The sequence below is a fragment of the Brachymonas moutaii (nom. illeg.) genome (assembly GCF_049977365.1).
Taxonomy (GTDB): domain Bacteria; phylum Pseudomonadota; class Gammaproteobacteria; order Burkholderiales; family Burkholderiaceae_C; genus Brachymonas.
Window position 1 is genome coordinate 107,327 of sequence record NZ_JBNGEN010000001.1, and the last position, 24,586, is coordinate 131,912.

Genomic DNA, 24,586 nt, shown 5'->3' on the forward strand with positions numbered 1-24,586 from the left:
GGTGCAGCAGTCCATCTGGACTGCAGGGAAGGGCAGGGCACCTTGCCCTACATCAGCAGGTGTTCCCCCTCGTTGGCGCCGCCCAGAATGACGTAGTTCACCTTGCGAATGTCCATCAGGCTCCTGCCACCCGCATAGCTGATCGAGCTCTGGATGTCCTGATGCATCTCTTCCAGCGTATCGGCCAGCTTGCCCTTGACCGGTTCCAGAATGCGCTTGCCCTCGACATGCCGGTATTCGCCCTTGTTGAAGTCGCTGGCCGAGCCGTAATACTCCTTGAACAGCGTGCCGTCGACCTCCACCGTCTTGCCCGGAGACTCCTCATGTCCCGCAAACAGGGAGCCAACCATGACCATGGTGGCCCCGAAGCGGATCGACTTGGCAATGTCGCCATGGCAGCGAATGCCACCATCGGCAATCAGCGGCTTGGTGGCCACGCGGGCGCACCACTTCACGGCACTGAGCTGCCAGCCTCCGGTGCCAAAGCCCGTCTTCAGGCGCGTGATGCAGACCTTGCCCGGCCCGATGCCGATCTTGGTGGCATCGGCACCCCAGTTCTCCAGGTCGATCACCGCCTCGGGCGTGCCCACATTGCCGGCAATGACAAAGCTGCCCGGCAGCCGATCCTTGATGTGGGCAATCATGTCCCGCACGCCATCCGAATGTCCGTGCGCCACGTCGATGGTGATGTATTCGGGCATCAGCCGCTCGGCCGCCAGCGCATCGACCACGGCGCGGTCTGCTGCCTTGATGCCCACCGAGATGCTGGCATACAGCCCCTTGCCCCGCATATCGCGCACAAAGGCCACCGTATCCAGATCGAAGCGGTGCATCACATAGAAATAGTCGTGCTCCGCCAGCCAGGTGCACAGCCGCTCGTCGACCACGGTCTTCATGTTGGCAGGCACCACCGGAATCCGGAACGCGCGCGGCCCGAACGTCACCCGTGTGTCGCATTCGCTGCGACTCGTGACGCGGCACTTGCGGGGCAGCAGCAGTACGTTGTCGTAATCGAAGATATCCATGACCAGCCTTCCAGCAAACCGGTGCGGAGCCGCGCAGACATGCCATGCGGCATCGGCACTCCACACGCAAAAAAACCGGGCGCCACGGCGGCAGCCCGGTGATCCATTCTAGCGGTGCCCCCATGCCTCAGCCGGGGCGGGAAGGCATGGTGCGTCAGCACGGGCCTGCCCATCATGCACACGGGGTACCTGCCGCGATGGACAGGTACCCCGGGAGGCATGGCTGCCTCGGAGACAGCCATGGGAGCGGTGGTGTGGCTCAGTGCTTGGCTGCAGAGGCTGCACCAAAGCCGGTCTGTGCGCGCACATACTGGTCATCGAATGCAGCGATCTCGGCCTTGGCACGCACGCTGCCATCGGTTTTCGACATCAGCCAGGCCATGAAGAAGGCCAGCGGCATGGCGAACAGGGCAGGCTGCGTATACGGGAAGATCGCGGCCTTGTAGCCCAGCACATCCACCCACACCGACTTGGAGAGCAGCACGAACAGCACTGCGGACACCAGGCCGGAATAGCCACCCCACAGGGCACCGCGGGTGGTCAGACCCTTCCAGTACATCGACAGGATCAGCACCGGGAAGTTGGCGGCAGCAGCCACGCCGAAGGCAAGGCCCACCATGAACGCGATGTTCTGCTTCTCGAAGGCGATGCCCAGCACGATGGCAATCACACCCAGCACGATGGTGGCGTACTTGGAGACGCGGATCTCATCGGTCTCGCTCACGTTGCCCTTCTTGATGACGCGGGCATACAGGTCGTGAGAGATGGCAGAGGCACCAGCCAGGGCGAGTCCGGACACCACGGCCAGAATCGTCGCGAAGGCCACGGCAGACAGGAAGCCCAGCAGCAGGTTGCCGCCCACGGCCTTGGCCAGATGCATGGCCACCATGTTGCCGCCGCCGATGAGTTTGCCACCCAGCTTGCCACCTTCGAAGAAGTCGGGGTTCTGGCCCACGATCACGATGGCGGTCAGGCCCATCAAGAAGATCACGTTGAAGAAGTAAGCCACGAAGCCCGAGGCGTACAGCACCGACTTGCGTGCTTCCTTGGCGTCGGTCACGGTGAAGAAACGCATCAGGATGTGGGGGAGCCCGGCCGTGCCGAACATCAGCCCCAGCCCCAGGGAGATGGCTGTCACCGGATCGGCGAGCAGGCTGCCCGGATACATCAGCTTGCCCTTGAGCTTGTGCACAGACATGGCCTTTTCCACCACCGTCGTGTACGAGAAACCGAACTGGCTCATGGCCAGCAGCATCACCACCGTGCCTCCGAACAGCAGGAGACCGGCCTTGATGATCTGTACCCAGGTCGTGGCCACCATGCCGCCGAACGTCACATACACCATCATCAGGATGCCCACGGCAAAGATCGCCACGATGTAGTCGAGCCCGAACAGCAGCTTGATGAGCTGACCGGCACCCACGATCTGCGCGATCAGGTAGAAGCACACCACGATCAGGGAGGAAATGGCCGCCATGGTGCGGATCTTGCCCTGGTCGAGCCGGTAGGCCGTGATATCGGAGAAGGTGAAGCGCCCCAGGTTGCGCAGGCGTTCGGCCATCAGGAACAGGATGATGGGCCAGCCGGCAAAGAACGCCATGGCGTAGATATAGCCGTCATACCCGGTGCCGTAGACCAGCGCGGTCAGCCCGAGCAGCGTGGCAGCCGACATGTAGTCGCCCGCAATGGCCATGCCGTTCTGGAAGCCGGTGATCCCGCCGCCAGCGGTATAGAAATCGGCAGCCGACTTGGTGCGGCTGGCCGCCCAGTAGGTAATGCCCATGGTCAGGCCCACGAAGATCATGAACATCACGATCGCGGACCAGTTGGTGGCCTGCTTGGTGGTGGCCTCCAGCGCGGGGCCTGCGGCATAGGCCAGACCGGAAGCACCAGCGAGTGCCAGTGCAGGGAATCGACGGAACAAGGTACGCATTACTTCCCTCCCTGGGCTGCATCACGCAGGATCTGCTGGTTGATGGAGTCGAACTCGGTATTGGCACGACGGACATACACGGCCGTCAGCACCCAGAACAGAATGAACATGAACAGCTCCACTGCCACGCCCACCGTCAGCATCGAACCTGCACTCACAGGCTCACCCAGCACCTTGGGGGTGAAGGCCACCACCATCACGAACCCGTAGAAAAGCGCCAGCACCACAAATGCCAGCGTCCAGGCAAACCGGCCGCGCTTGGCCACCAGCTCATGGAATTTCGGATTGGCGCGCACTCTTTCGTAAATTGCACTGCTCATCGATTCCCTTTCATGTCATTTCAAGAAAACAGGCCTCAAAAGGTCGAGGCGTGTTTATAAAAATGCATGTTGAATGCAAACTTACAGAGTGATGCGTCATTCAGGGTAAACCATCAAGGGTTTACCCTTGAAATAGGGAAATATAGGGAAATATCCCTATGTCACATTCGCGGCCATTTCATGGAAAACCCTTGTGGGCTGCAAGCCCCTCTCCTGTGTGGCCCGCATCAGGAAGAGTGCGACATTGGGGTGTCGTTGCATTCCAGTGGTGTCTTTTTCCCATTTCCTGAGACGACGACATGCATGCATGTGATTTCCATGTATTTTTATCTTGCGAAATGGCATTTCGCCGTTGATATTCCAGAAAGACCCATTCACTGATTCAAAATCAGCCTGTCGTCCATTGCTCCGCTTTCTGTGGCAGTGCGGTGGCCGGCGCTGCAGCAGAGCATTGGGAATGAAGAGTCTGCTTGGCAGCGGGGCTGAGTGCCTCTACAATGCTGTACGCATATACAGTCATGCGGCGTTTCGCATCGTGTGGCTGTCACCGGCTCTTTCGTGGCTCGGCATGACTGATGCCTGTCTTTTCATGAACCTCTCCCGTCGCCATCTCACCCGTCTGCGTCAGATGTACCGTTCCTCGGGCTGGCCCTGTCAGGACACGCTGGAGGTCGATTTGATCGCGGCAGGGTTGTTGTCCCTGCACTGGGATGCCGACGGCCGTTCCACTATTCGCCTGACCGCTGCGGGCATCGACTCGCTGGCGGCCTACGGTGCCGACAACCGAGAGGCTCGCTCGGCCCACGAGCAGCTGGTGGAGCAGGTGGCACAGCATCAGCATGCGCAGGGACGCATTGCATGGCGCGGTCTGTCGCTGCGGGCGTCCATCGTGCGGGACGCTGCGGGAAGGCTGGCAGTGGAAGAAGCGCCGGATGACCCGGAGCATCTGGAGCTCCCAGAACTCCTGTGCGTGCCAGACGACGTCATCGCCCCTGCTGCACGCGAATGGGTCGTGGCGATGCCCGATGTCTTCAGCCTGCGCCATACCTCGCGCGAGGCGTACCTCGAACCGGTGATCCACGAGATCAAGGTCAGCCGTGCCGATCTGCTTGGAGACCTGCGCAAGGCCTCCAAGCGCGCCGCCTACCTGGCCATGGCACCCCGTCTGTATTACGTGCTGGGACGCACGTCGGCAGGCAAGCCCATCGCCACGCCCGAGGAAATTCCCGACGAATGCGGGGTCATGGGGCTGGATGCACAGGATCACCTGGTTTGCCTGCGCGAGGCTCCCCAGCGTCCCTTTGTCCGGCTGCGCTTCGATGTCTGGATGGCGCTCGCACGGGCCACGCCGGTACGCCCCGCAGAGAGCGGGGCGCAGCAGTCCTTCTGAACCGAACCGCTGCGGCATGGCCTCTCCGTGTCGGAGAGGTGTGGCATCTTTCTTCTTGCATCGAGCGGAACGCCTGGTTGCACCAATGGCTCGCCTGCGTGCAGAGGAGCTGCGTTGCCGCGCTGCGGCAGGACGATGTGGATGCCACCCGCATGAAAAAGGCTTCCCGAAGGGAAGCCTTGGTGTGCAGCATGGCCAGCGACCAGCGCGCCCTTCTCGCAGAGGGTGCGCGGTGTTCTGGCTTATTCTTCTGCGTGGGTGGCGGCCAGGGTTTTCTTGAGTGCCTTGACGGCCTTGAGCACTTCCTCGACGTGGTCTGCCACCTTGACCCCACGCCATTCCTGCCGCAGGATGCCGTCGGGATCGATCAGGAAGGTGCTGCGCTCGATGCCCTTGACCTTCTTGCCGTACATGATCTTGTTCTTGACCACGCCGAACATGTGGCACATTTTCTCTTCGGTATCTGCAATCAGTTCAAAGGGCAGTTCGAGCTTGGCCTTGAAGCCATCGTGCGACGTCATGTTGTCGCGCGAGACGCCGAACACCGTGGCACCGGCCTTCACGAAGTCCTTGTACTTGTCGCGGAAGCCCATGGACTCGGTGGTGCAGCCCGGTGTGTTGTCCTTGGGATAGAAGAACAGCACCACGATCTGACCATGATGAGAAGTATTGCTGACCTTGACGTTGTTGGTTGCGTTGGCTTCGAATTCGGGGATCGGTTTGTCTACAGCAATCGCCATGTGAATCGTTCTCTTTCGATGTGTCGGATGGGCGTGGCGTGCAGGAGGAGCACGCCGCTGCCGACGATGGGATACAAACAAGCGCTGCCAAGAAGGAGTGACTGCGTATGTACTCCTTCGTACTACTGGTGAGGGCTTGGAGCGTGGCTGCCATGCTACAGCCAAGTAGTAATTTTAATCCAAAACGGAAAGCCGCGCCTGTTTTGAGCGATAACAATGCCCCCGTTTTTCTGGGGCAGACGCCTCAGGCGGTCTGTGCGGGCTCTTCCTGCAGCAGCACGGCCAGCACCCGCCGTCCTTCGCCGGCAAGAATGTTGTAGGTACGGCACGCTGCCTCGGTGTCCATGGTCTCCAGACCGATGCGCCGGGCCATGAGCGGTGCGAGCCACGCCGGCGGCACGAAGCGCAGACGGTTGCCGCTGCCGAAGATCACCACTTCGTAGTCCAGCTCGGCCAGCGGCGCAAAATCCACTGCAGCCAGGTCTTCGAAGCGCGTGCAGGGCCAGTCCTGCAGGAAGCCGTCCGACCCCAGCCAGACACTGCGCGTGCGGCGCTGTTCGTCGACGGCGATCCAGCCGGGGCCGTAGGCGGTGATGGATTGCACATCCATGTGATCGGGCTGAATCTTCATGGCAGGGGTCCGGAAGGGAAGAAGGGAGACACAGAGGGCACCAAGACGCTGCATCGTCGTGCATTGGCATCTTCATGGGCCAGGGCTGTGCTGTGGGTCGATCAGCAGGGCATGAGAGCCGGGGCGCGGGGAAATGTCCCATCGCGATGCAGGCGGACAGCGGCCTGGGAAATGTGGTCAAATTATAGTTTTTCCTCAAAAACCCTCAGCAGGAGTCGTTGTGAAACCCGTACTCAAATCTTCCAAGCTTGCCCACGTGCTGTACGACGTGCGAGGTCCCATCGTGGAGGCGGCGCGGCAGATGGAGGACGAGGGGCAGAAGATCATCAAGCTCAACATCGGCAATCTGGCATCGTTCGGGTTCGAGCCGCCGGAAGAGATCGTGGAGGACATGATCCACAACCTGCCCAACTCGGCCGGGTATTCCGACAGCAAGGGCATCTTTGCCGCACGCAAGGCCGTGATGCACTACAGCCAGCAGCAGGGGGTCAAGGGCGTCACCCTGGACGACATCTACCTGGGCAACGGTGCGAGCGACCTCATCGTGATGGCCACCACGGCCCTGCTCAACGATGGGGACGAGCTGCTCGTCCCTGCGCCCGACTATCCCCTGTGGACTGCGGCCACCAGCCTCGCGGGCGGCATCCCGGTGCACTACATGTGTGACGAGAACCATGGCTGGATGCCCGATCTCGACGACATCCGCTCCAAGATCACGCCCCGCACCAAGGGCATCGTGGTGATCAACCCCAACAATCCCACGGGGGCGCTGTATTCCGACGAGCTGCTCCTGGGCATCGTGGCGCTTGCGCGCGAGTTCGGCCTCATCATCATGGCCGACGAGGTGTATGACAAGGTGCTGTACGACGGGGTCAAGCATACGGCGCTGGCAAGCCTGTCGACCGACGTGCTGACGCTGACCTTCAATTCCCTGTCCAAGGCGTATCGCGGCTGTGGCTACCGGGCCGGCTGGATGGTGGTGTCGGGCGACAAGTCTGCCGCACGCGACTACATCGAGGGCCTGAACATGCTGGCCAACATCAAGCTGGGCTCGAACGTGCCCGGCCAGTGGGCCATCCAGACGGCGCTGGGGGGATACCAGAGCATCAACGACCTGGTGCGCGAAGGAGGGCGTCTGCGCCGCCAGCGCGACCTGGCCCATGCCCTGATCACCGCCATTCCGGGCGTGACCTGCGTGAAGCCGCAGGCTGCGCTCTACATGTTCCCGCGCCTCGATCCCGAGCTCTATCCGATCGAGGATGACCGGGAGTTCTTCCTGGAGGTGCTGCGCGCCACCCGCGTCATGCTGGTGCAGGGCTCGGGGTTCAACTATCCCGACAACCAGCATTTCCGCATCGTCTTTCTGCCCAACGAGGATGACCTGCGCGTCGCCATCGGGCGGTTGGCCGACTTTCTTGCCGTCTATCGCAAGCGCCACGGCGCGGCGTCCTGACTCCTGCCGACAGGCAGCCTTTCTCTCCTACCTTCACTTTCCGCACGATGAACAGCATGCATCCCATTCGAATCGGCCTTCTCGGTCTTGGCAACGTGGGCAAGGGCGTCTACACCGTTCTGCGCCGCAATCAGGAAGAAATACGCGGGCGTGCTGGCCGCGGCATCGAGGTGGCCGCCATTGCCGTGCGTGACGTGGCCAGGGCGCGTGCCTATGTCGGTTCCGAAGTGGAGGTGACGGACGACGCCGCCTCCCTGGTGAAGCGTCCCGACATCGATATCGTGGTGGAGCTCATCGGGGGCTACACCGTGGCGCGTGAGATGGTGCTGGAGGCCATTGCCCAGGGCAAGCACGTGGTGACTGCCAACAAGGCACTGCTGGCCGTGCATGGCAGCGAGATTTTCGCGGCGGCGCAGAAGCAGGGCGTGATGGTGGCCTTCGAGGCGGCAGTGGCCGGTGGCATTCCCATCATCAAGGCCCTGCGTGAAGGACTGACGGCCAACCGCATCCAGTGGCTCGCGGGAATCATCAACGGCACCACCAACTTCATCCTGAGCGAGATGCGCGACAAGGGGCTCGATTTCGACGTGGCTCTGCGCGATGCCCAGGAGCTCGGCTATGCAGAGGCCGATCCGACCTTCGACATCGAAGGGGTCGATGCGGCACACAAGGTCACGCTCATGAGTGCAATTGCCTTCGGGGTGAACGTGCAGTTCGATAAAGCCTACATCGAGGGCATCACCCATCTGTCCTCCACCGACATCCGCTACGCCGAGCAGATGGGCTACCGCATCAAGCTGCTGGGCATCAGCCGGCATACGGCCAAGGGCGTGGAGCTGCGCGTGCACCCCACGCTCATCCCGTCGCGGCGCCTGATCGCCAATGTGGAAGGCGCCATGAACGCCGTGGTGGTACATGCCGATGCCGTCGGCACCACGCTGTACTACGGCAAGGGTGCCGGCAGCGAGCCCACGGCCAGCGCCGTGATCGCCGATCTGGTGGACGTGACGCGCATGCACACTTCCGACCCCTCCAGCCGCGTCCCGCACCTGGCGTTCCAGCCCGATGCCATGCAGACCAATCTGCCCATCCTGCCGATGGACGAGGTGGTCACGAGCTACTACCTGCGCCTGCGGGTGGCCGACGAAGCCGGTGTGCTTGCGCGCATCACCAGCATCCTGGCGGATGACGGCATCAGCATCGATGCCATCGTGCAGCGCGAGGCGGACGAGGTGGATGGCGAGAACGCCAGCCAGACCGACGTCATCATCCTCACCCATGAATGCCGCGAAGCCGCCATGAACAAGGCCATGGCCAGCATGCAGCAGCTGCCCAGCGTGCTGCGTCCGATCGTGCGCATCCGCAAGGAAGAACTCAACTGATCCGAGCCCAGACGATGCATTACATCTCCACCCGCGGCGGAGCCACTCCGCGCAAGTTCTGCGAAATCCTGCTGGAAGGGCTGGCTCCCGACGGCGGCCTCTACATGCCCGTGCGCTACCCGCTCGTCAACGACGCCACGCTGGCCGACTGGCGCGCGCTGCTGGCCGAGAAGGGCTATGCCGAGCTGGCCTTTGCCGTGCTCTCGCTGTATATCGACGACATTCCCGCCGCCGATCTGCGCGACATTTGCCAGCGAACCTACACGGCCGATGTGTTCGGCACGCCCGAGATCACTCCCCTCAAGCCGCTCGAAGCTGGGCTGTGTCTGGAGGCCCTGTCCAACGGGCCGACCCTGGCCTTCAAAGACATGGCCATGCAGCTGCTGGGCAACCTGTTCGAGTACGAGCTGCGTCGCCGTGGCGAGCAGCTCAACATTCTGGGAGCCACCAGTGGCGATACCGGCAGTGCGGCCGAATACGCCATGCGCGGCAAGGAAGGGGTGCGCGTGTTCATGCTCAGCCCTCACGGGCGCATGAGTGCCTTCCAGCAGGCCCAGATGTTCAGCCTGCAGGACGCCAACATCCACAACCTGGCGGTCGAAGGCGTGTTCGACGATTGCCAGGACATCGTCAAGGCGGTGAGCAACGACCTCGACTTCAAGCGCCGCTACAAGATCGGTACGGTCAACAGCATCAACTGGGCTCGGCTGCTGGCGCAGGTGGTGTATTACTTTGCCGGCTATTTCGAGGCCACCGCTTCGAATGCGGAGCGCGTCTCCTTCACGGTGCCGAGCGGCAATTTCGGCAATGTCTGTGCTGGCCATGTGGCCCGCATGATGGGGCTGCCCATCGACCATCTCGTGGTGGCCACCAACGAGAACGACGTGCTCGACGAGTTCTTTCGCACCGGGGTGTACCGCGTGCGTGCCGGGGCTGATACCTATGAAACCTCCAGCCCCTCGATGGACATCAGCAAGGCCAGCAACTTTGAGCGCTTCATCTTCGATCTGGTCGGACGCGATGCCACACGGCTGGCAGGGCTGTTCGGCGAAGAGCTTCCGCGCACCGGGTGCTTCGATCTGAGCCAGGACCCGGTCTTTGCCCAGGCTGCAGACCGCTACGGCTTCCTGAGCGGCAAGAGCACCCATGCCGACCGGCTCGCCACCATCCGGGACTGCTACGAGCGGCTGGGCGTCATGATCGATACCCATACCGCCGATGGCGTCAAGGTGGCACGCGAGCATCCGCAGACCGGCGAGACCATGATCGTGCTGGAAACGGCTTTGCCCATCAAGTTCGCCGTCACCATCGAGGAAGCTCTGGGACGGGCGCCCGATGTGCCCGAGCGCTTCCGTGGCATCGAAGACCTGCCCAAGCGCGTGCAGGTCATCCCGGCCGATGTGGAGGTGGTCAAGCATCTCATCGCCACCGACTGCGCCTGAGAGCGTCCCCTGCGTCAGGGGCGCCGGGGCATTCACGCCACTGCCCCGACTCACCCATCCAGAGAGAGGCCACCTGCGGGTGGCCTTTTGCATTCTCGTGGCCCAGGCGGCATGGCTCTTTCAGGGGAGAGAGAGGGATCGAGACGGCCTGCGTGGACAGGGAAGGAAAGAGCCGCATCCCGGAATGCAGCGCCTAGAATGACACCATCGTATACAGGACGAAGGAGTTTTCATGATGCTTGCCGTTTCTCCGTCTCGGAAGACAGTCTTCCGTGCTGCACGGTGGTGTGGACTGTGCGCAGCCCTGACCGTGACTCTGGCAGGGTGCACCACGGTCGACAGTCTGTCGCAACAGGTGTTCGGTCCTTCCGAATCGTCCCGACAGGCGCGGGGGGGGCACCATCCGGCCGTGCGCGCGGCCGAGCCTTCCTGGACCGGAACCTATCAGGGCATGCTGCCCTGCAATGACTGCGCCGGAGTCCGCGTGGCCTTGTCGCTGTTTCGGGATGCCACCTATGAGCTGCAGACCGATATTCTGGGAACCAACCGGCATTTCACACGTCGCGGAAGTTTCACCTTCAATGCGAATGAAACCCACATCCTGCTGGATGCCAACGGGCAGAACCGCAGCTTCGAGATCCTGTCTCCCACTCGCCTGCGCATGCTCGACAAGGACGGCCAGCGCATCCGCGGAGTCGATGCCGACCGCTACGTCCTCAGCAAATAGGGCAGGACGATAAGACTGCAGTGACTCAGGCTGAGAGGTGAACGCCTCCTCTCTGTGCCTGGAATGTCAGCCAGCTGACCACATTCGTCCTGGGGAGCCTTGCCGAGTGCCTTGAAAGGCGGGTGATTTCCCCCATTTCTGAGTCATACACGGAGGATATTCCCCTATGCGAATGGACAAACTGACAACCAATTTTCAGGAAGCCCTGGCCGACGCACAGAGTCTGGCACTGGGCAAGGATCACGCCTACATCGAGCCGGCCCATGTGGTGGTGGCCATGCTGCGGCAGGAGGATGGCCCCACGCCGCTTCTGCAGCGCGCGGGCGTGAATGTAGTGGGTCTGCTGGCGGCTGCCGAGCAGGCCGTCGACCGCCTGCCTCAGGTCGAAGGGCAGGAACAGGTGCAAGTGGGCCCTGATCTGGGGCGCCTGCTGCAAGCAGCCGAGAAGGAGGCCATCAAGCGCGGTGACCAGTTCGTTGCCAGCGAGCTGTTCCTGCTGGCAGTGGCCGATGCGCGCAGCAGCATCGGTGATGTGGCCCGCCAGAACGGGCTGACCCGCAAGAATTTCGAAGCCGCGATCGAAGCGGTACGAGGAGGACAGACAGTGGACAGTGCCAATGCCGAGGAACAGCGCGGTGCGCTCAAGAAATACACGCTCGACCTGACCGAGCGCGCCCGCGAGGGCAAGCTCGATCCCGTGATCGGGCGCGATGACGAGATCCGCCGCACGCTGCAGGTGCTCCAGCGGCGCACCAAGAACAATCCGGTGCTGATCGGCGAACCCGGTGTGGGCAAGACGGCCATCGTCGAAGGACTGGCCCAGCGCATCGTCTCCGGCGAGGTGCCCGACACCCTCAAGGGCAAGCGCGTGCTGGCGCTCGACATGGCCGGGCTGCTGGCTGGTGCCAAGTACCGCGGTGACTTCGAGGAGCGTCTCAAGAACGTTCTCAACGAGCTGGCCAAGGACCATGGACAGACCATCCTGTTCATCGACGAAATCCACACCATGGTCGGTGCTGGCAAGACGGACGGCGCCATGGACGCAGGCAACATGCTCAAGCCTGCCCTGGCACGCGGCGAGCTGCACTGCGTGGGTGCCACCACGCTCGACGAATACCGCAAGTACATCGAGAAGGATGCTGCCCTGGAGCGCCGCTTCCAGAAAGTGATGGTCGACGAGCCCACCGTCGAGGCCACGATCGCCATTCTGCGGGGGCTGCAGGAAAAATACGAGGTGCACCACGGGGTGGACATCACCGATCCGGCCATTGTGGCTGCTGTGGAATTGAGCAACCGCTACATCACCGATCGCTTCCTGCCGGACAAGGCCATCGACCTCATCGACGAGGCTGCTGCCAAGATCAAGCTGGAGATCGATTCCAAGCCCGAGGCTCTGGACAAGCTCGACCGCCGCCTTATTCAGCTCAAGATCGAGCGTGAAGCGCTGCGTAAGGAAAAGGACGAGGCGAGCCAGAAGCGTCTGGAGCTGCTGGAAGAGGAAATCTCCCGCGACGAGAAGCGCTATGCCGATCTGGAGGAAATCTGGAAGAACGAGAAGGCCGCTGCACAGGGCAGCCAGCAGGTGCGCGAGGAAATCGACAAGCTGCGCTTCCAGATCGAGGAGGCCACCCGCAAGGGCGACTTCAACAAGGTCGCCGAGCTGCAGTACGGCAAGCTTCCCGAACTGGAAAAGCGTCTCAAGGAAGCCCAGGCCAAGGAAACCGCTGCGGACGGTCACGGCAAGGGCAACCAGCTGCTGCGCACGCAGGTGGGGGCCGAGGAAATCGCCGAGGTGGTCAGCCGTGCCACAGGCATCCCCGTGGCCAAGATGATGCAGGGAGAAAAAGACAAGCTCCTGCACATGGAAGAAAAGCTCCATGAGCGGGTCGTGGGACAGGACGAAGCCATTCGCGCCGTGAGCGATGCCATCCGGCGTTCGCGTTCGGGCCTGAGTGATCCGAACCGCCCCACTGGTTCCTTCCTGTTCCTCGGGCCGACCGGGGTGGGGAAGACCGAGCTGTGCAAGTCGCTGGCCGGGTTCCTGTTCGACAGCGAGGAGCACCTGATCCGCATCGACATGAGCGAATTCATGGAGAAGCACTCGGTGGCACGCCTCATCGGTGCGCCTCCGGGATATGTGGGCTACGAGGAAGGTGGCTATCTGACCGAGGCGGTTCGCCGCAAGCCCTACAGCGTGGTGCTGCTCGATGAAGTCGAGAAGGCCCATCCCGACGTGTTCAACGTGCTCCTGCAGGTGCTCGATGACGGACGGCTCACCGATGGCCAGGGGCGCACGGTGGATTTCAAGAACACCGTCATCGTCATGACCAGCAACATCGGTTCGCCGATCATCCAGAGCATGGTGGGACACGAGCAGCAGGAGATCAAGGACGCCGTGTTCGAGGAGCTCAAGCAGAACTTCCGCCCCGAGTTTCTCAACCGGATCGACGAGATTGTGGTGTTCCATGGACTCGACGCCTCGCACATTGCCGAGATTGCCAAGATTCAGCTGCACGTGCTCGAAAAGCGCCTCGAGAAGATGGAGCTGCGTCTGGACGTGACCGAGAGTGCGCTCGAAGAGCTGGCCAAGGTGGGCTTCGATCCGGTGTTCGGTGCGCGGCCGCTCAAGCGGGCCATCCAGCAGCGCATCGAGAATCCGCTGGCCCGGGAGCTGCTCGAAGGGCACTTCCCGCCCAAGACCACCATCCGGGTGGCTGTCGACCCCGTCAAGGCACCCGGCGAGTTCCAGTTCTCGGTCGAGCAGAGCTGAGTGGAGGCTTGCCTTTGCACCCCATCCGTGTCATGACGGCATGGGGTGCAGATTTCTCTCATGGCCACAAGCCGCCCTGTACCGGGCGGCTTTTTTGTGTCTGCATGGAGAGGGAGTGCGGCCTCCCTCCGCAAACCACCGTGCTCAGGCTTTCAGCAGGCCGCTCACTGCCAGGGCGCGTTCGGCCATGGCCGGGGCAATGAGCCAGCCGTGTCGGAACAGGCCGTTCACGCGGGTGAGTCCCGGCGTGACCGTGATGTCGGGAAGGTTGTCTGGCAGGGCAGGGCGGAGGTTGCTCTCGGTGTGGACCACGCGGGCCTCGGTCAGTTCGGGCAGGACGGCATGGGCGGCAGCCAGCAGTTCGACCGTGCTGCGCAGGCTCACGGGGCTGCGATCCTCGCTTTCGATTTCGCTGGCGCCCACCACGATCAGATCACCGGGGCGGGGGACCACGTAGACCCGGTGCCGGGGATGCATGAGCCGCACGGGGCGATGCAGTGTCACACCAGGAGCGTGCAGCCAGAACACCTCGCCGCGCACCCCCCGTGTAGGCTGGTCGGGCAATGCGGTCCCCGGTATGACCGGATGGACAAATTCAGGCAGGTTCTGCGGTGCGTCAGGAGAAACAGGAGAGGTGGGTGTGGATCGTGCAGCGGCATGCCCGTTGCCGTCACGGGCCCCCAGTCCCCGCGTGTCGAAGACCCAGTCGAAAGGGGTGCCATCGATGGCATGTGGAACCACCTGCGTGGCATGCTGGCCCCATGCAAAGGTGGCTCCTGCCTGCACGGCCGCCGCCGCCATGGCCTGCATGGCCTGCACGGTGTGGATCTGCCCTTCCCGGTCGAGCAGCCAGCCCTTGAGATGGCGGGATACGGCAGGCTCCATTTCCTGCAGGCGGGCTGCGCTCAGGGGCTGGATGGCACTTTCGCGCATGGCTTCACCGGCAGGAATCTTGCTGTGCAGCATCTGCAGCATGCGCTGGGCGGCCCCCATGTCGCTGCCATGGGCGAGCAGCAGGCTTCCCTTCTGGGCAAAGTACACCGGCTGGCCACATTCCTCGTTCAGGCGTGCGACATGGGCGCGCCACAGATCGACGCTGCGCCAGCCCAGCTGGGCCAGACTCCAGTCGGCACAATCCAGTTCAGCCAGCGGGCTGAGCATGCCTGCGGCCGTGAATCCGGCCGCACGGGCGTGCGCGTAGTCGGGAGCGGCAGACGATGCCGGATCGATGACCGTGACCTGATGCCCCTGACGGGCCAGCTGCCAGGCGAGCAGCCGTCCCAGTACGCCTGCCCCCGCAATGCCGATGCGCGCAGGGGCATTCAGGTGGCCGAAAAGGGGGGTAGGAAGAGGAAACGCGGTGGTCAGGGCATGCATGGAGGGCGATCATACGCCGGCTCCTGGCTCTCTTTCCTTGCGCTGTGACAAGGGGGCGATGCCTGCCAGAGGGACAAATCGACGAACGGACAAACGGACAAGCGCGAGACGGGACATGCCCATCAAACGGGCAAGCCCGGCATTGCCGGGCTTGCTGCACGAGGGGAAGCGGAGCTCCGTCCGAGTGAGGGCGGCGCAGTTACCAGAGCCGCCACCACGAGTGAGCGGAGCCCGTATAGGGCGTTTTGAGGTAGGGGCTGTCCGGATAGTTTTGGGCCAGTACACGGCGGGTATCGTCCCGGGGCTGTGCAAGACCCAGTGCATCGTAGGATTGCGCGATGATGGCGAGCGCCTCCTGCTGGGCGGGAGCTCCCTGATAGCTGTTGATGGCGGACTGGGCACGGTTGATGGCAGCCACATAGGCACCATGCCTGTAGTAGTACAGCGCCACCGACACCTCGGACTTGGCCAGGGAGTTGATGATGTACGTCATCCGCTTCTTGGCGTCGGGAGTGTAGCGGGAGTTCGGGAAGCGGCTTACCAGCACACGGAAGGCATCGAACGATTCGCGTGCGGCATGCTGGTCCCGATCGGTGATGTCCTGATTGGCGAGGGATGCCAGCCAGCCCACGTCGCCATTGAAGTTGACGATGCCCTTGAGGTACATCGCGTAATCCAGTGCCGGACTCGACGGGTTGAGCTGAATGAACCGGTTCAGCGTGGCATTGGCTTCAGCCGTATCGCCATTGCGGTACTGGGCATAGGCCTTGTCGAGCTGTGCCTGCTGGGCGAGCGGGGTGCCTGCGGCACGGCCCTCGAGCACGTCATACAGCGGGATGGCCTTGTCATAGCCACCCGAGTTGCTTTCGTCGCGCGCTTCGGCATAGATCTTGTTGGGACTCCAGGAAGCTGTCTTCTGCTGGACCGTATCCTGTGCTGCACATCCGGACAAGATGGCTGCTGCAATCGTCAGCAGGGCAGAAACACCAGATAATTTGCCGTGGCGTGAGATGTGTTGCATGTGTGGCGTAAGGCGCGATGAATGAGTGCGTTTGATTATAGCCAGCACGTCCATGACCCCGGTTCTATTCCTTTTCCCGCCGTCGATGGCGGCGTTGCGTGACTGTCCATGACCCATTCCCAGGTGCCCCCGATCATTTCCCCCGTGCAGTCTCCCGAAATAGGGCCCCGGATCGAGGGGGAAAGCGGTGAAGGAGAGGATTTCCAGGACGAAGGGGCGGCTGCGTCCGAGGAGCGTCACTGGACGGTGCCGGCAGAGGCAGCAGGGCTGCGGCTGGATCGCTTTCTGGCGCAACAGGTCGCGGATTTTTCACGCAGTTACCTCCAGCAGCTCATCGACGAAGGCCTGCTGCGGCGCAACGGCGTTCCCTGTGGCAAGGCAGCCGTGCGACTGAAGACAGGTGATGCGCTCGAACTCACCCTGCGCGCCACGGCACAGTCACAGGCCTTCGTAGCACAGGACATTGCACTGGAAGTGGTGTATGAGGATGCGCATCTGGCGGTGATCAACAAGCCGGCAGGACTGGTGGTGCACCCGGCTCCAGGAAACTGGAGCGGGACCCTGCTCAATGCGCTGCTGCACCGCTATGCCGAGGCAGCCACGCTGCCGCGTGCCGGCATTGTTCATCGACTCGACAAGGATACGAGCGGACTCATGGTGGTGGCGCGGGATCGCATCACCATGGACCGGCTGATCCGGCTCATTGCCGACCGGGAGGTGCACCGCGAATACTGGGCCCTCGGGACAGGCCGCTGGAGCGGGCCTGCGCAGCGCACCGTGACGGCCGGCATCGGGCGCGATCCGCGCAATCGCCTGCGCATGGCGGCCGTGGATCTGGAGCGTCAGGCCGGCAAGCCCGCCCGCACTGATTTCCGGCTGGTGGGCAACAGCATGGATTCTGCCGAGGCGGCCTGCTGGGTGCATTGCACGCTGCATACCGGGCGCACGCACCAGATCCGGGTGCACATGCAGACGCTGCGCCATCCGCTGGTGTCGGATGCCGTGTATGGCGGTGCGGTCGCTCTGGGCATGCAGCGCCAGGCACTGCATGCGTTCCGGCTCAGCTTTCGCCATCCCCAGACGGGAGCCCCCTTACAATATGAGGCACTTCCTCCGGCCGACATGCAGGCGGCCATTGCGGCCATGGGGCTCGACCTGCCCAGGGAGTGAGTGCGGAACCGGAAAATGACAGTGGTTCGCCTCCCCGAGTGATGCCTTTCCGCCCATGAATTCCGTCCAAGCTCTCCGCATTCTCGAAACCGCGCTGCTCTGTGCGCCGCAGCCGCTGCAGATGCGCGAGCTGCGGCTTCTGTTCGACGACGTGCTCGGAGCCGATTCGATCCGGCAGCTCCTGCGTGACGTGGCACGGCAGTGGGAGCAACGCGGCATCGAGCTGGTGTGCGTGGCCAGCGGATGGCGTTTCCAGAGCCGGCCCGAGATGCGGGAATATCTGGAGCGCCTGCAGCCCGAGAAGCCTCCCCGCTACTCGCGGGCCACGCTCGAAACCCTGGCCATCATCGCCTACCGCCAACCCGTGACGCGGGGCGACATCGAGGACATCCGAGGGGTGACAGTCAATTCCCAGATCATCCGCCAGCTGGAGGAGCGTGGATGGGTCGAAACCGTCGGCTACCGCGATACGGCAGGCCGTCCGGCCCTGCTTGCCACCACACGGCAGTTTCTGGACGACATGGGCATTTCCTCGCTCCAGGAGCTGCCAGCCCTCGACGACGCGGGCCAGCAGGCCCTCATGGCCTCCCTCGCAGAGCAGGAAGCCCAGCAGGAACTCGAGATGGACGTCGTAGAGGATGCAGTGGCGCCCACAAACGGGCAGAATGATGCCCAGGAGAGCCGCCAGGACGTCCCAGAGGACTCTGATGCACGCACATCCGTCGCAGAGTCTCCATCGCCAGACTGATACCGCGCCTGAGCGGCAGTCTCAAACGCCATGGATGCCACCGCGATTCAGGGCTCCTGTTTCCCTTTTTCTTCTGCCCAGGGCCCGCAGGGGGCCTTGGTCTTGTCCTTGTCGGCGCGGCCGTGCCGGTTGCCACACAGTGGTGGAGCACGCCACTTTCCCCTTTTCACCCATCTGATTCCGATCCCGAGATCCTTTTCATGAACCAACCTTCCCGTCCTTCCCGCAAGCCCCGTTCCCCGTTCCAGGGGGGTCGCGCCGCATCGGCAAAGGGGGCCGCTCCAGGGCGCTCACGCCGGGTGAACCCTGAGGAGCAGCGCACCGGTGCTTCGCAGGACCTGTCCGATGCGACCGGATTTTCACAGGAGCAGGCTCAGCACGACGACCTTTTTGCCGAGGTGGTTTCCGGCGCCTTCGATGGGGCAGAAAATGCCGCCGACCAGCAGGAGGACACCGATCAGCCTGCCAAGCGGGTGCTGCAGCCGCAGCCTGACGCACCCAAGCTGCACAAGGTGCTTGCCCAGGCAGGCCTGGGTTCGCGCCTCGAAATGGAGCGCTACATCACCGAGGGACGGATCTCCGTCAACCAGGAACCGGCCCATGTCGGGCAGCGCATTCAGTACGGAGACGTCATTCGCCTCGACGGCCGGATTCTGCGCGTGCGCATTGCTCCGCCCCTGCCCCGCGTGATCGCCTACCACAAGCCGGTGGGGGAGGTCGTGACCCACGATGATCCGCAGAACCGCCCCACGGTGTTCCGCACCCTGCCACGGCTTGCCCATGGCAAGTGGCAGTCGGTGGGACGGCTCGACCTCAACACCGAAGGCCTTCTGCTCATCACCAGCTCCGGCGAACTGGCCAACCAGCTCATGCACCCCCGCTTCGGCCTCCAGCGTGAATACGCGGTGCGGGTGCTCGGCGCCCTGAGCGATGAAGAAAAGCAGCGGCTGCTCGATGGCGTGCAGCTCGAGGACGGTCCGGCACAGTTCGGCAGCATCGAGGAGGGCGGTGGCGAAGGGGCCAATTGCTGGTATCGCGTCACCATTTCCGAGGGGCGCAACCGCGAAGTGCGCCGGATGTTCGAAACCGTCGGTCATGCAGTCAGCCGGCTCATTCGCATCCGCTATGGCTTGTTCGCCCTGCCGCGTGGACTGCGGCGTGGCAGCTGGATGGAGCTCGGCGAACGTGACGTCAGGGCGCTCATGGAAGCGGCCGGCATGCAGGAGTCCAAGCGCATCGAGCAGGTGCGCCGCCAGGAACAGAATACCCAGAACATCCGCAGACGCAGTCCTGATCGTGCCGTTTCCGCGCGCAAGCGCCATCAGCAGGAACATCTGCCGCTCGCTCGCGGGCGCCAGGCAGAAGCCGGAGGCGATCAGCCGCCGGCCCAGCGGGAAGAGCGCGCGTCCGGCGGCAACCGCTCCGGCAGCCGTCGTGCTGCTCCCGGTGCCTCCCGCAAGGATGCGGGGCGTGGTGCACCGGGCGGCTGGCTTGGCGGCAAGCCGGCATCCGGTCCTCGCGGGCGCACCACAGGTCGGGGCACGCGCTGACGAGGAACCCCTTCCGCAATGGCCGGCCGGCGGCAGCTGACCCGGCATGCATCCCATGACGTAAAATGCCTTCCCTGTACGGGAGGGCCTTGTGGGCAGTCCCGGTTACAACGACAGATATAGTTCTCAACCCCACACAGGAATCCAAATGGCTATCGAACGCACGCTCTCCATCATCAAGCCCGACGCAGTCGCCAAGAACGTCATCGGCCAGATCTACGCCCGCTTCGAGGCTGCCGGCCTCAAGATCATTGCTGCCAAGATGGTGCATCTGTCCCGTGGCGAAGCCGAGAAGTTCTATGCCGTGCACAAGGAACGCCCCTTCTTCAAGGATCTCGTCGAGTTCATGATCTCCGGCCCCGTCATGATCCAGGCTCTGGAAGGCGAAGGCGCCATCCTCAAGAACCGTGACCTCATGGGCGCCACCGATCCCAAGAAGGCCGAAAAGGGCACCATCCGCGCCGACTTCGCTGAAAGCATCGACGCCAACGCCGTGCACGGTTCCGACGCGCCCGAAACGGCCGCTGTCGAAGTGGCTTTCTTCTTCCCCGGCATGAACATCTATTCCCGCTAAGCAGCAGGACAACAAGGCACCTCCCGACATGCATCCCACCGTCAATCTGCTGGACTACGATCTGGAATCGCTGGTGGCATGGTGTGGCCAGCTGGGTGAGAAGCGCTTTCGCGCCACCCAGTTGTTCCGCTGGATACATCAGAAGGGAGTGTCCGATTTTGCCCTGATGAGCGATCTCGCCAGATCGCTCCGCGACAAGCTCACCGCACAGGCCCATGTCAGTGGCCTGCCGGTGCTGTCGCAGCATATTTCCTCGGACGGGACCATCAAGTGGCTGTTCGACGTCGGCGGCGGCAACGCCGTCGAGACCGTTTTCATTCCCGAGACAGACCGAGGCACCCTGTGTGTGTCGTCTCAGGCCGGATGTGCCGTGGGCTGCCGGTTCTGTTCCACCGGGCACCAGGGCTTCAGCCGCAATCTCTCCACGGGCGAGATCATCGCCCAGCTCTGGCATGCAGAACATTTCCTGCGGGGCCACTTGGGCACTGCAGAGCGTGTCATCTCCAACGTGGTGATGATGGGCATGGGAGAACCTCTCCAGAACTACAGCGCCCTCGTGCCCGCGCTGCGCACCATGCTCGACGATCACGGCTATGGCCTGTCGCGCCGCCGCGTCACCGTTTCCACCTCCGGGGTGGTGCCCATGATGGACCGGCTTTCCCAGGATGTGCCCGTGGCTCTGGCCGTGTCGCTGCATGCGCCCAATGATGCCCTGCGCGACTATCTGGTGCCCCTCAACCGCAAGTACCCCCTGCATGAGCTGATGGCAGCCTGCCAGCGCTATCTGGCTTACGCCCCCCGCGACTTCATTACCTTCGAATACTGCATGCTCGACGGCGTCAACGACCAGCCCGAGCATGCGCGTGAACTCATCGACCTCGTGCGCACCTCCGGCAGGGGCGCGTGGTGCAAGTTCAATCTCATTCCGTTCAATCCGTTCCCCGCTTCGGGGCTGCACCGTTCTTCTGCAGCAGCGGTCGAAGCGTTTGCACGTCAGCTCGCCGAGGCCGGCATCGTGACCACCGTACGCAAGACGCGTGGCGACGATATCGATGCGGCCTGTGGCCAGCTGGCAGGCGAGATCAGGGATCGCACCGGCGTGGCGCAGCGCATCGAATGGCAGCGCCGCAATGCACCGGAAGCTGCGGGGACGGCCATTGCGCCGTTGTCGCGAGGAGGCACGCATGGCATCTGAACCCGTTTCTCACTTCCTTCTTGGCCGCCCGGCTGCCACTTGGCTGCAGCGTGTCGGACGGTGGAGCCTGATTCTGTCGGCCGTCTGGGGGACGGTGCATGGTCTGGCCGGCTGCGCAGCGCCGCAGGCGCCAACGGCAGGCGAGGGGGAAATGATCACGGCTTCCGATGAACCCGAATACGCACGTCGGGCGCGCATTCGGCTGGAGCTGGCGATCGGGTATTTCCAGCGCGGTCAGATGGAATTCGCACTCGATGAGGTCAAGCGGTCGCTCACGGCCTACCCCGGATATTCCAAGGCCTACAACGTGCGTGGTCTCATCTACAACCAGCTCCATGATCAGCGCATGGCCGAGGAGAGCTTCCGTCGAGCCGTTGCTCTCAATCCGCGCGATGGGGATGCACAGCACAATCTCGGCTGGCTGCTGTGCGAGAACGGCCGCACGGCCGAAGGCATGGGGTATCTCGATCAGGCGCTCGCCAATCCATACTACGAGAACAAGGAACGCACCCGGGTGGCCAAGGGGCGTTGCGACCTGAAGGCAGGAGATCGCGGCGATGCAGAAAATGCCCTGCTCGATGTCCTGCAGTCCAACCCCCAGGATGCACAGGCCTCGGCGGGGCTGGCGGATCTTTACTATCAGCGCGGTGACTACCGCAAGTCTGCCATGTATGCCAATCAGGCCAACCGTCCTGGCACCGCCACTGCGGCTTCGCTGTGGACGGGCATCCGTGCGGAACAGCATCTCGGTCATCCCGATGGCGTGGCCCGGTATGGGCAGCAGCTTCAGGATTCCTTTCCCAACTCCCATGAATCGCAGCTCTACCAGCGCGGCGCGTGGGATGAATGATCACGCAGGCGTATGAGCAGCAACCATCAAGTAGTGGCAGAGATTCCTCAGGAAATGCTCGCTGGCGAGACCACGGCGGGCCCAGTGCTGCGCAAGTTGCGCGAACAGGCCGGAGTCGAGCTGGAAAGCCTGGCATCCTATCTCAAGATCACCCCCCAGAAACTCCGTGCCCTCGAAGCCGACGAACTCACCAAGTTGCCGGGAGTGTTCTTTGCCCGCGGACTTGCATCCAATGTCTGCCGCTATCTCGGCTATGACGCACAGCCGGTGCTTGCACTGATGCCCGATGAGCGTCCTCATATCGCCTCGGATGACGAATCCATCAACGAACCCGTCACGCACGGGCGTCTGGCTGATCTGGTGCCTCGACTGGGCGGCGGCCTGTCCATGCCGGGCTGGGCAGTGGCGGTGATCGTGGTGGCCCTGCTGGCAGCGCTGCTGCTGTTCCTGCTCCCGACCCTGACTGCCAAGTGGCAGAGCCGAGCCGCTGATGCGGCAAGCCATGCCTCCGTGGCTGCGTCGCAAGGGCTTCCGTCCGCAGCAGGTGCTTCGGGCGTGGTCCAGGATGCATCCGGCACGGCTGGAGAGAGCGGAGGGCTCCCGCGCCTGGCGCCTGCTGCCGTCACGACACCGGCATCGGCCGCTGTCGCGGCAGCAGTCCCAGTTTCGGCTACCGCCTCGTCGACTCAGCTCCCGGCATCGGCTGCAGTCGGAGCTCAGGCGGGACTGTCCCTGGAGGCCTCCGGGGAGGCCTGGGTGCAGGTGCGTTCCGCATCCGGCAAGCGCCTGTACGAACGGACTTTGACCGCTGGCCAGCAGGACCATGTGGCCATTCCCGCCTATCCTGTCAAGGTCACGGTGGGACGGGTCGAGAATGTCCATCTCCAGGATCGGGGCCATCCCTTCGATCTTTCTGCCATCGCCAGAACCGGCGTGGCACGGTTTGAACTCAAGTAACGCAAAGAAGCCCTTCATGCAGGATCAGGAACTCCCCATTCCGGTTGCCATGCCGCGCCGTCATGCCACGATGCAGGCACGGGTCGTGCACGGCAGTCGTGTCGTGACCATCGGTGGTGATGCGCCGGTGCGCATCCAGTCCATGACGAACACGGATACCGCCGACGCGATTGCCACTGCCATCCAGGTCAAGGAGCTGGCCGTGGCGGGGTCCGAGCTGGTGCGCATCACGGTCAACACGCCCGAGGCGGCACAGGCGGTTCCCTACATCCGTGAGCAGCTCGATCGCATGGACATCGATGTACCGCTCGTGGGCGACTTTCACTACAACGGCCATCGCCTGCTCACCGATTTCCCAGACTGCGCACAGGCTCTGTCCAAGTACCGCATCAACCCCGGCAATGTAGGCAAGGGGGACAAGAAAGACCGCCAGTTCGGGCAGATGATCGAAGCCGCGCTGCGCTGGGACAAGCCCATTCGCATCGGCGTCAACTGGGGCAGTCTCGATCAGGAGCTGCTCGCAGGTCTCATGGATGTGAACAGCCGCCGGGCCGAACCCTGGACGGGGCAGCAGGTCATGTACGAGGCGCTCATCGCCTCTGCGCTGGGGTCAGCTGCTCGCGCGGTTGAAATGGGCATGCCGCCGCACCAGATTCTTCTGTCGTGCAAGGTCAGTGGCGTGCAGGATCTCATCTCCGTCTACCAGGCGCTGAGCGAGCGCTGCGAGTATCCGCTGCATCTGGGGCTGACCGAGGCCGGCATGGGCACCAAGGGCACCGTGGCTTCCACGGCGGCACTCTCCATCCTGCTGCAGCAGGGCATTGGCGACACCATCCGCGTGTCCCTGACGCCACAGCCCGGCGAATCCCGCACGCAGGAGGTGGTGGTCGCTTCCGAGATCCTGCAGGCGCTGGGCCTGCGCACCTTCGTGCCCAGTGTCACCGCCTGTCCCGGCTGTGGCCGGACCACCAGCAGCACCTTCCAGGAGCTGGCCAAGCAGATCGACGACTTCCTGCGCGCGCAGATGCCGGTATGGCGTGCCCGTTATCCAGGAGTCGAAGGGCTCAAGGTGGCCGTCATGGGCTGCATCGTCAATGGCCCCGGAGAAAGCAAGCATGCCGACATCGGCATCAGCCTGCCCGGCAATGGCGAATCGCCTTCTGCTCCCGTGTTCATTGATGGCGTCAAGGCGCTCACGCTGCGCGGGGATGGCATTGCCCAGGAGTTCCAGGCGCTCGTGACGCAGTACATCGAGGACCGCTTCGGCGACGCTGCGCCTTCCGCAGGTCATTGACGCATCCCGGGTTCGCATGCCGTGCGCGAGGTCTCGT

21 protein-coding genes are annotated in these 24,586 nt (G+C 63.2%); 14 read left to right on the forward strand and 7 right to left on the reverse strand.

The genetic code is table 11. The features are described from left to right. Positions 1–47 precede the first annotated feature (47 nt). The 3 genes from ACP2WS_RS00525 to ACP2WS_RS00535 all read right to left on the reverse strand — a co-directional run bounded on the left by ACP2WS_RS00525 (position 48) and on the right by ACP2WS_RS00535 (position 3,278). Positions 48–1,025, reverse strand: a complete 978-nt coding sequence (locus ACP2WS_RS00525) for a GMP reductase (protein WP_374492650.1) — start codon at positions 1,023–1,025, stop codon at positions 48–50. A 259-nt stretch (positions 1,026–1,284) separates the two neighbouring features. Further along, positions 1,285–2,958 (reverse strand): cation acetate symporter, encoded by a 1,674-nt coding sequence (locus tag ACP2WS_RS00530; RefSeq protein ID WP_426458985.1) that lies wholly within the window; start codon positions 2,956–2,958, stop codon positions 1,285–1,287. Beyond that, positions 2,958–3,278, reverse strand: a complete 321-nt coding sequence (locus ACP2WS_RS00535; RefSeq protein ID WP_426458987.1) for a DUF485 domain-containing protein — start codon at positions 3,276–3,278, stop codon at positions 2,958–2,960. Before ACP2WS_RS00535 ends, ACP2WS_RS00530 begins: the two co-directional genes overlap by 1 nt. 589 nt (positions 3,279–3,867) lie before the next feature. Here ACP2WS_RS00535 and ACP2WS_RS00540 point away from each other — a divergent pair. After that, on the forward strand, positions 3,868–4,668 hold the full coding sequence (locus tag ACP2WS_RS00540; RefSeq protein WP_426458988.1) for a hypothetical protein: 801 nt from the start codon (positions 3,868–3,870) through the stop codon (positions 4,666–4,668). Between the two features lie 242 nt (positions 4,669–4,910). On the opposite strand, the gene ACP2WS_RS00545 is transcribed toward ACP2WS_RS00540, so the two are convergent. Beyond that, a complete protein-coding gene (locus ACP2WS_RS00545) occupies positions 4,911–5,408 on the reverse strand; it encodes a peroxiredoxin (protein ID WP_374492655.1) in 498 nt (165 codons plus the stop codon). Between the two features lie 244 nt (positions 5,409–5,652). Beyond that, positions 5,653–6,039, reverse strand: a complete 387-nt coding sequence (locus tag ACP2WS_RS00550; protein ID WP_426458989.1) for an Mth938-like domain-containing protein — start codon at positions 6,037–6,039, stop codon at positions 5,653–5,655. Between the two features lie 220 nt (positions 6,040–6,259). On the opposite strand from ACP2WS_RS00550, the gene ACP2WS_RS00555 reads away from it, so the two are divergent. The 5 genes from ACP2WS_RS00555 (at position 6,260) to clpB (ending at position 13,813) form a co-directional block, all read left to right on the forward strand. Continuing rightward, positions 6,260–7,492 (forward strand): pyridoxal phosphate-dependent aminotransferase, encoded by a 1,233-nt coding sequence (locus ACP2WS_RS00555; RefSeq protein ID WP_374492659.1) that lies wholly within the window; start codon positions 6,260–6,262, stop codon positions 7,490–7,492. Positions 7,493–7,548: 56 nt separating this feature from the next. Next, the gene (locus tag ACP2WS_RS00560; protein WP_374492661.1) at positions 7,549–8,874 is read left to right on the forward strand and encodes a homoserine dehydrogenase; all 1,326 of its coding nucleotides are present in this window, start codon (positions 7,549–7,551) and stop codon (positions 8,872–8,874) included. A gap of 14 nt (positions 8,875–8,888) precedes the next feature. After that, complete coding sequence (gene thrC, locus ACP2WS_RS00565) at positions 8,889–10,316, forward strand: threonine synthase (protein ID WP_426458990.1); 1,428 nt, start codon at positions 8,889–8,891, stop codon at positions 10,314–10,316. Positions 10,317–10,548: 232 nt separating this feature from the next. Further along, positions 10,549–11,043: a copper resistance protein NlpE gene (locus ACP2WS_RS00570; protein WP_374492664.1), complete on the forward strand. Its 495-nt coding sequence runs from the start codon at positions 10,549–10,551 to the stop codon at positions 11,041–11,043. Positions 11,044–11,209: 166 nt separating this feature from the next. Next, positions 11,210–13,813, forward strand: coding sequence for an ATP-dependent chaperone ClpB (clpB, locus tag ACP2WS_RS00575; RefSeq protein ID WP_374492666.1), 2,604 nt, complete (start codon positions 11,210–11,212; stop codon positions 13,811–13,813). Between the two features lie 144 nt (positions 13,814–13,957). Here the strand turns inward: clpB and ACP2WS_RS00580 are convergent, their stop codons facing one another. Both ACP2WS_RS00580 and ACP2WS_RS00585 read right to left on the reverse strand, forming a co-directional pair. Then, positions 13,958–15,190: an FAD-dependent oxidoreductase gene (locus tag ACP2WS_RS00580; protein ID WP_426458991.1), complete on the reverse strand. Its 1,233-nt coding sequence runs from the start codon at positions 15,188–15,190 to the stop codon at positions 13,958–13,960. Between the two features lie 199 nt (positions 15,191–15,389). Next, on the reverse strand, positions 15,390–16,211 hold the full coding sequence (locus tag ACP2WS_RS00585) for an outer membrane protein assembly factor BamD (RefSeq protein ID WP_426458993.1): 822 nt from the start codon (positions 16,209–16,211) through the stop codon (positions 15,390–15,392). Between the two features lie 108 nt (positions 16,212–16,319). Between ACP2WS_RS00585 and ACP2WS_RS00590 the strand changes: the two genes are divergently transcribed. The 8 genes from ACP2WS_RS00590 to ispG all read left to right on the forward strand — a co-directional run bounded on the left by ACP2WS_RS00590 (position 16,320) and on the right by ispG (position 24,549). Next, positions 16,320–17,381, forward strand: coding sequence for an RluA family pseudouridine synthase (locus tag ACP2WS_RS00590; protein ID WP_426458995.1), 1,062 nt, complete (start codon positions 16,320–16,322; stop codon positions 17,379–17,381). A 55-nt stretch (positions 17,382–17,436) separates the two neighbouring features. Next, positions 17,437–18,129 carry an SMC-Scp complex subunit ScpB gene (gene scpB, locus ACP2WS_RS00595; protein WP_426458997.1) on the forward strand — a complete coding sequence of 231 codons (693 nt, stop codon included), beginning with the start codon at positions 17,437–17,439 and terminating at the stop codon, positions 18,127–18,129. Between the two features lie 200 nt (positions 18,130–18,329). Further along, entirely contained in the window at positions 18,330–19,679 is a 1,350-nt protein-coding gene (locus tag ACP2WS_RS00600) for a pseudouridine synthase (RefSeq protein WP_426458999.1), read from the forward strand. A 148-nt stretch (positions 19,680–19,827) separates the two neighbouring features. Then, positions 19,828–20,253, forward strand: a complete 426-nt coding sequence (gene ndk, locus ACP2WS_RS00605; RefSeq protein WP_374492678.1) for a nucleoside-diphosphate kinase — start codon at positions 19,828–19,830, stop codon at positions 20,251–20,253. Positions 20,254–20,281: 28 nt separating this feature from the next. After that, complete coding sequence (gene rlmN / locus ACP2WS_RS00610) at positions 20,282–21,448, forward strand: dual-specificity RNA methyltransferase RlmN (RefSeq protein WP_426459001.1); 1,167 nt, start codon at positions 20,282–20,284, stop codon at positions 21,446–21,448. Further along, positions 21,438–22,298 (forward strand): type IV pilus biogenesis/stability protein PilW, encoded by an 861-nt coding sequence (pilW, locus tag ACP2WS_RS00615; RefSeq protein ID WP_426459003.1) that lies wholly within the window; start codon positions 21,438–21,440, stop codon positions 22,296–22,298. The genes rlmN and pilW overlap by 11 nt, the downstream gene beginning before the upstream one ends. A gap of 12 nt (positions 22,299–22,310) precedes the next feature. Then, the gene (locus tag ACP2WS_RS00620; RefSeq protein ID WP_426459005.1) at positions 22,311–23,255 is read left to right on the forward strand and encodes a helix-turn-helix domain-containing protein; all 945 of its coding nucleotides are present in this window, start codon (positions 22,311–22,313) and stop codon (positions 23,253–23,255) included. A 16-nt stretch (positions 23,256–23,271) separates the two neighbouring features. Then, positions 23,272–24,549 (forward strand): flavodoxin-dependent (E)-4-hydroxy-3-methylbut-2-enyl-diphosphate synthase, encoded by a 1,278-nt coding sequence (ispG, locus tag ACP2WS_RS00625; RefSeq protein WP_374492685.1) that lies wholly within the window; start codon positions 23,272–23,274, stop codon positions 24,547–24,549. Positions 24,550–24,586 lie beyond the last annotated feature (37 nt).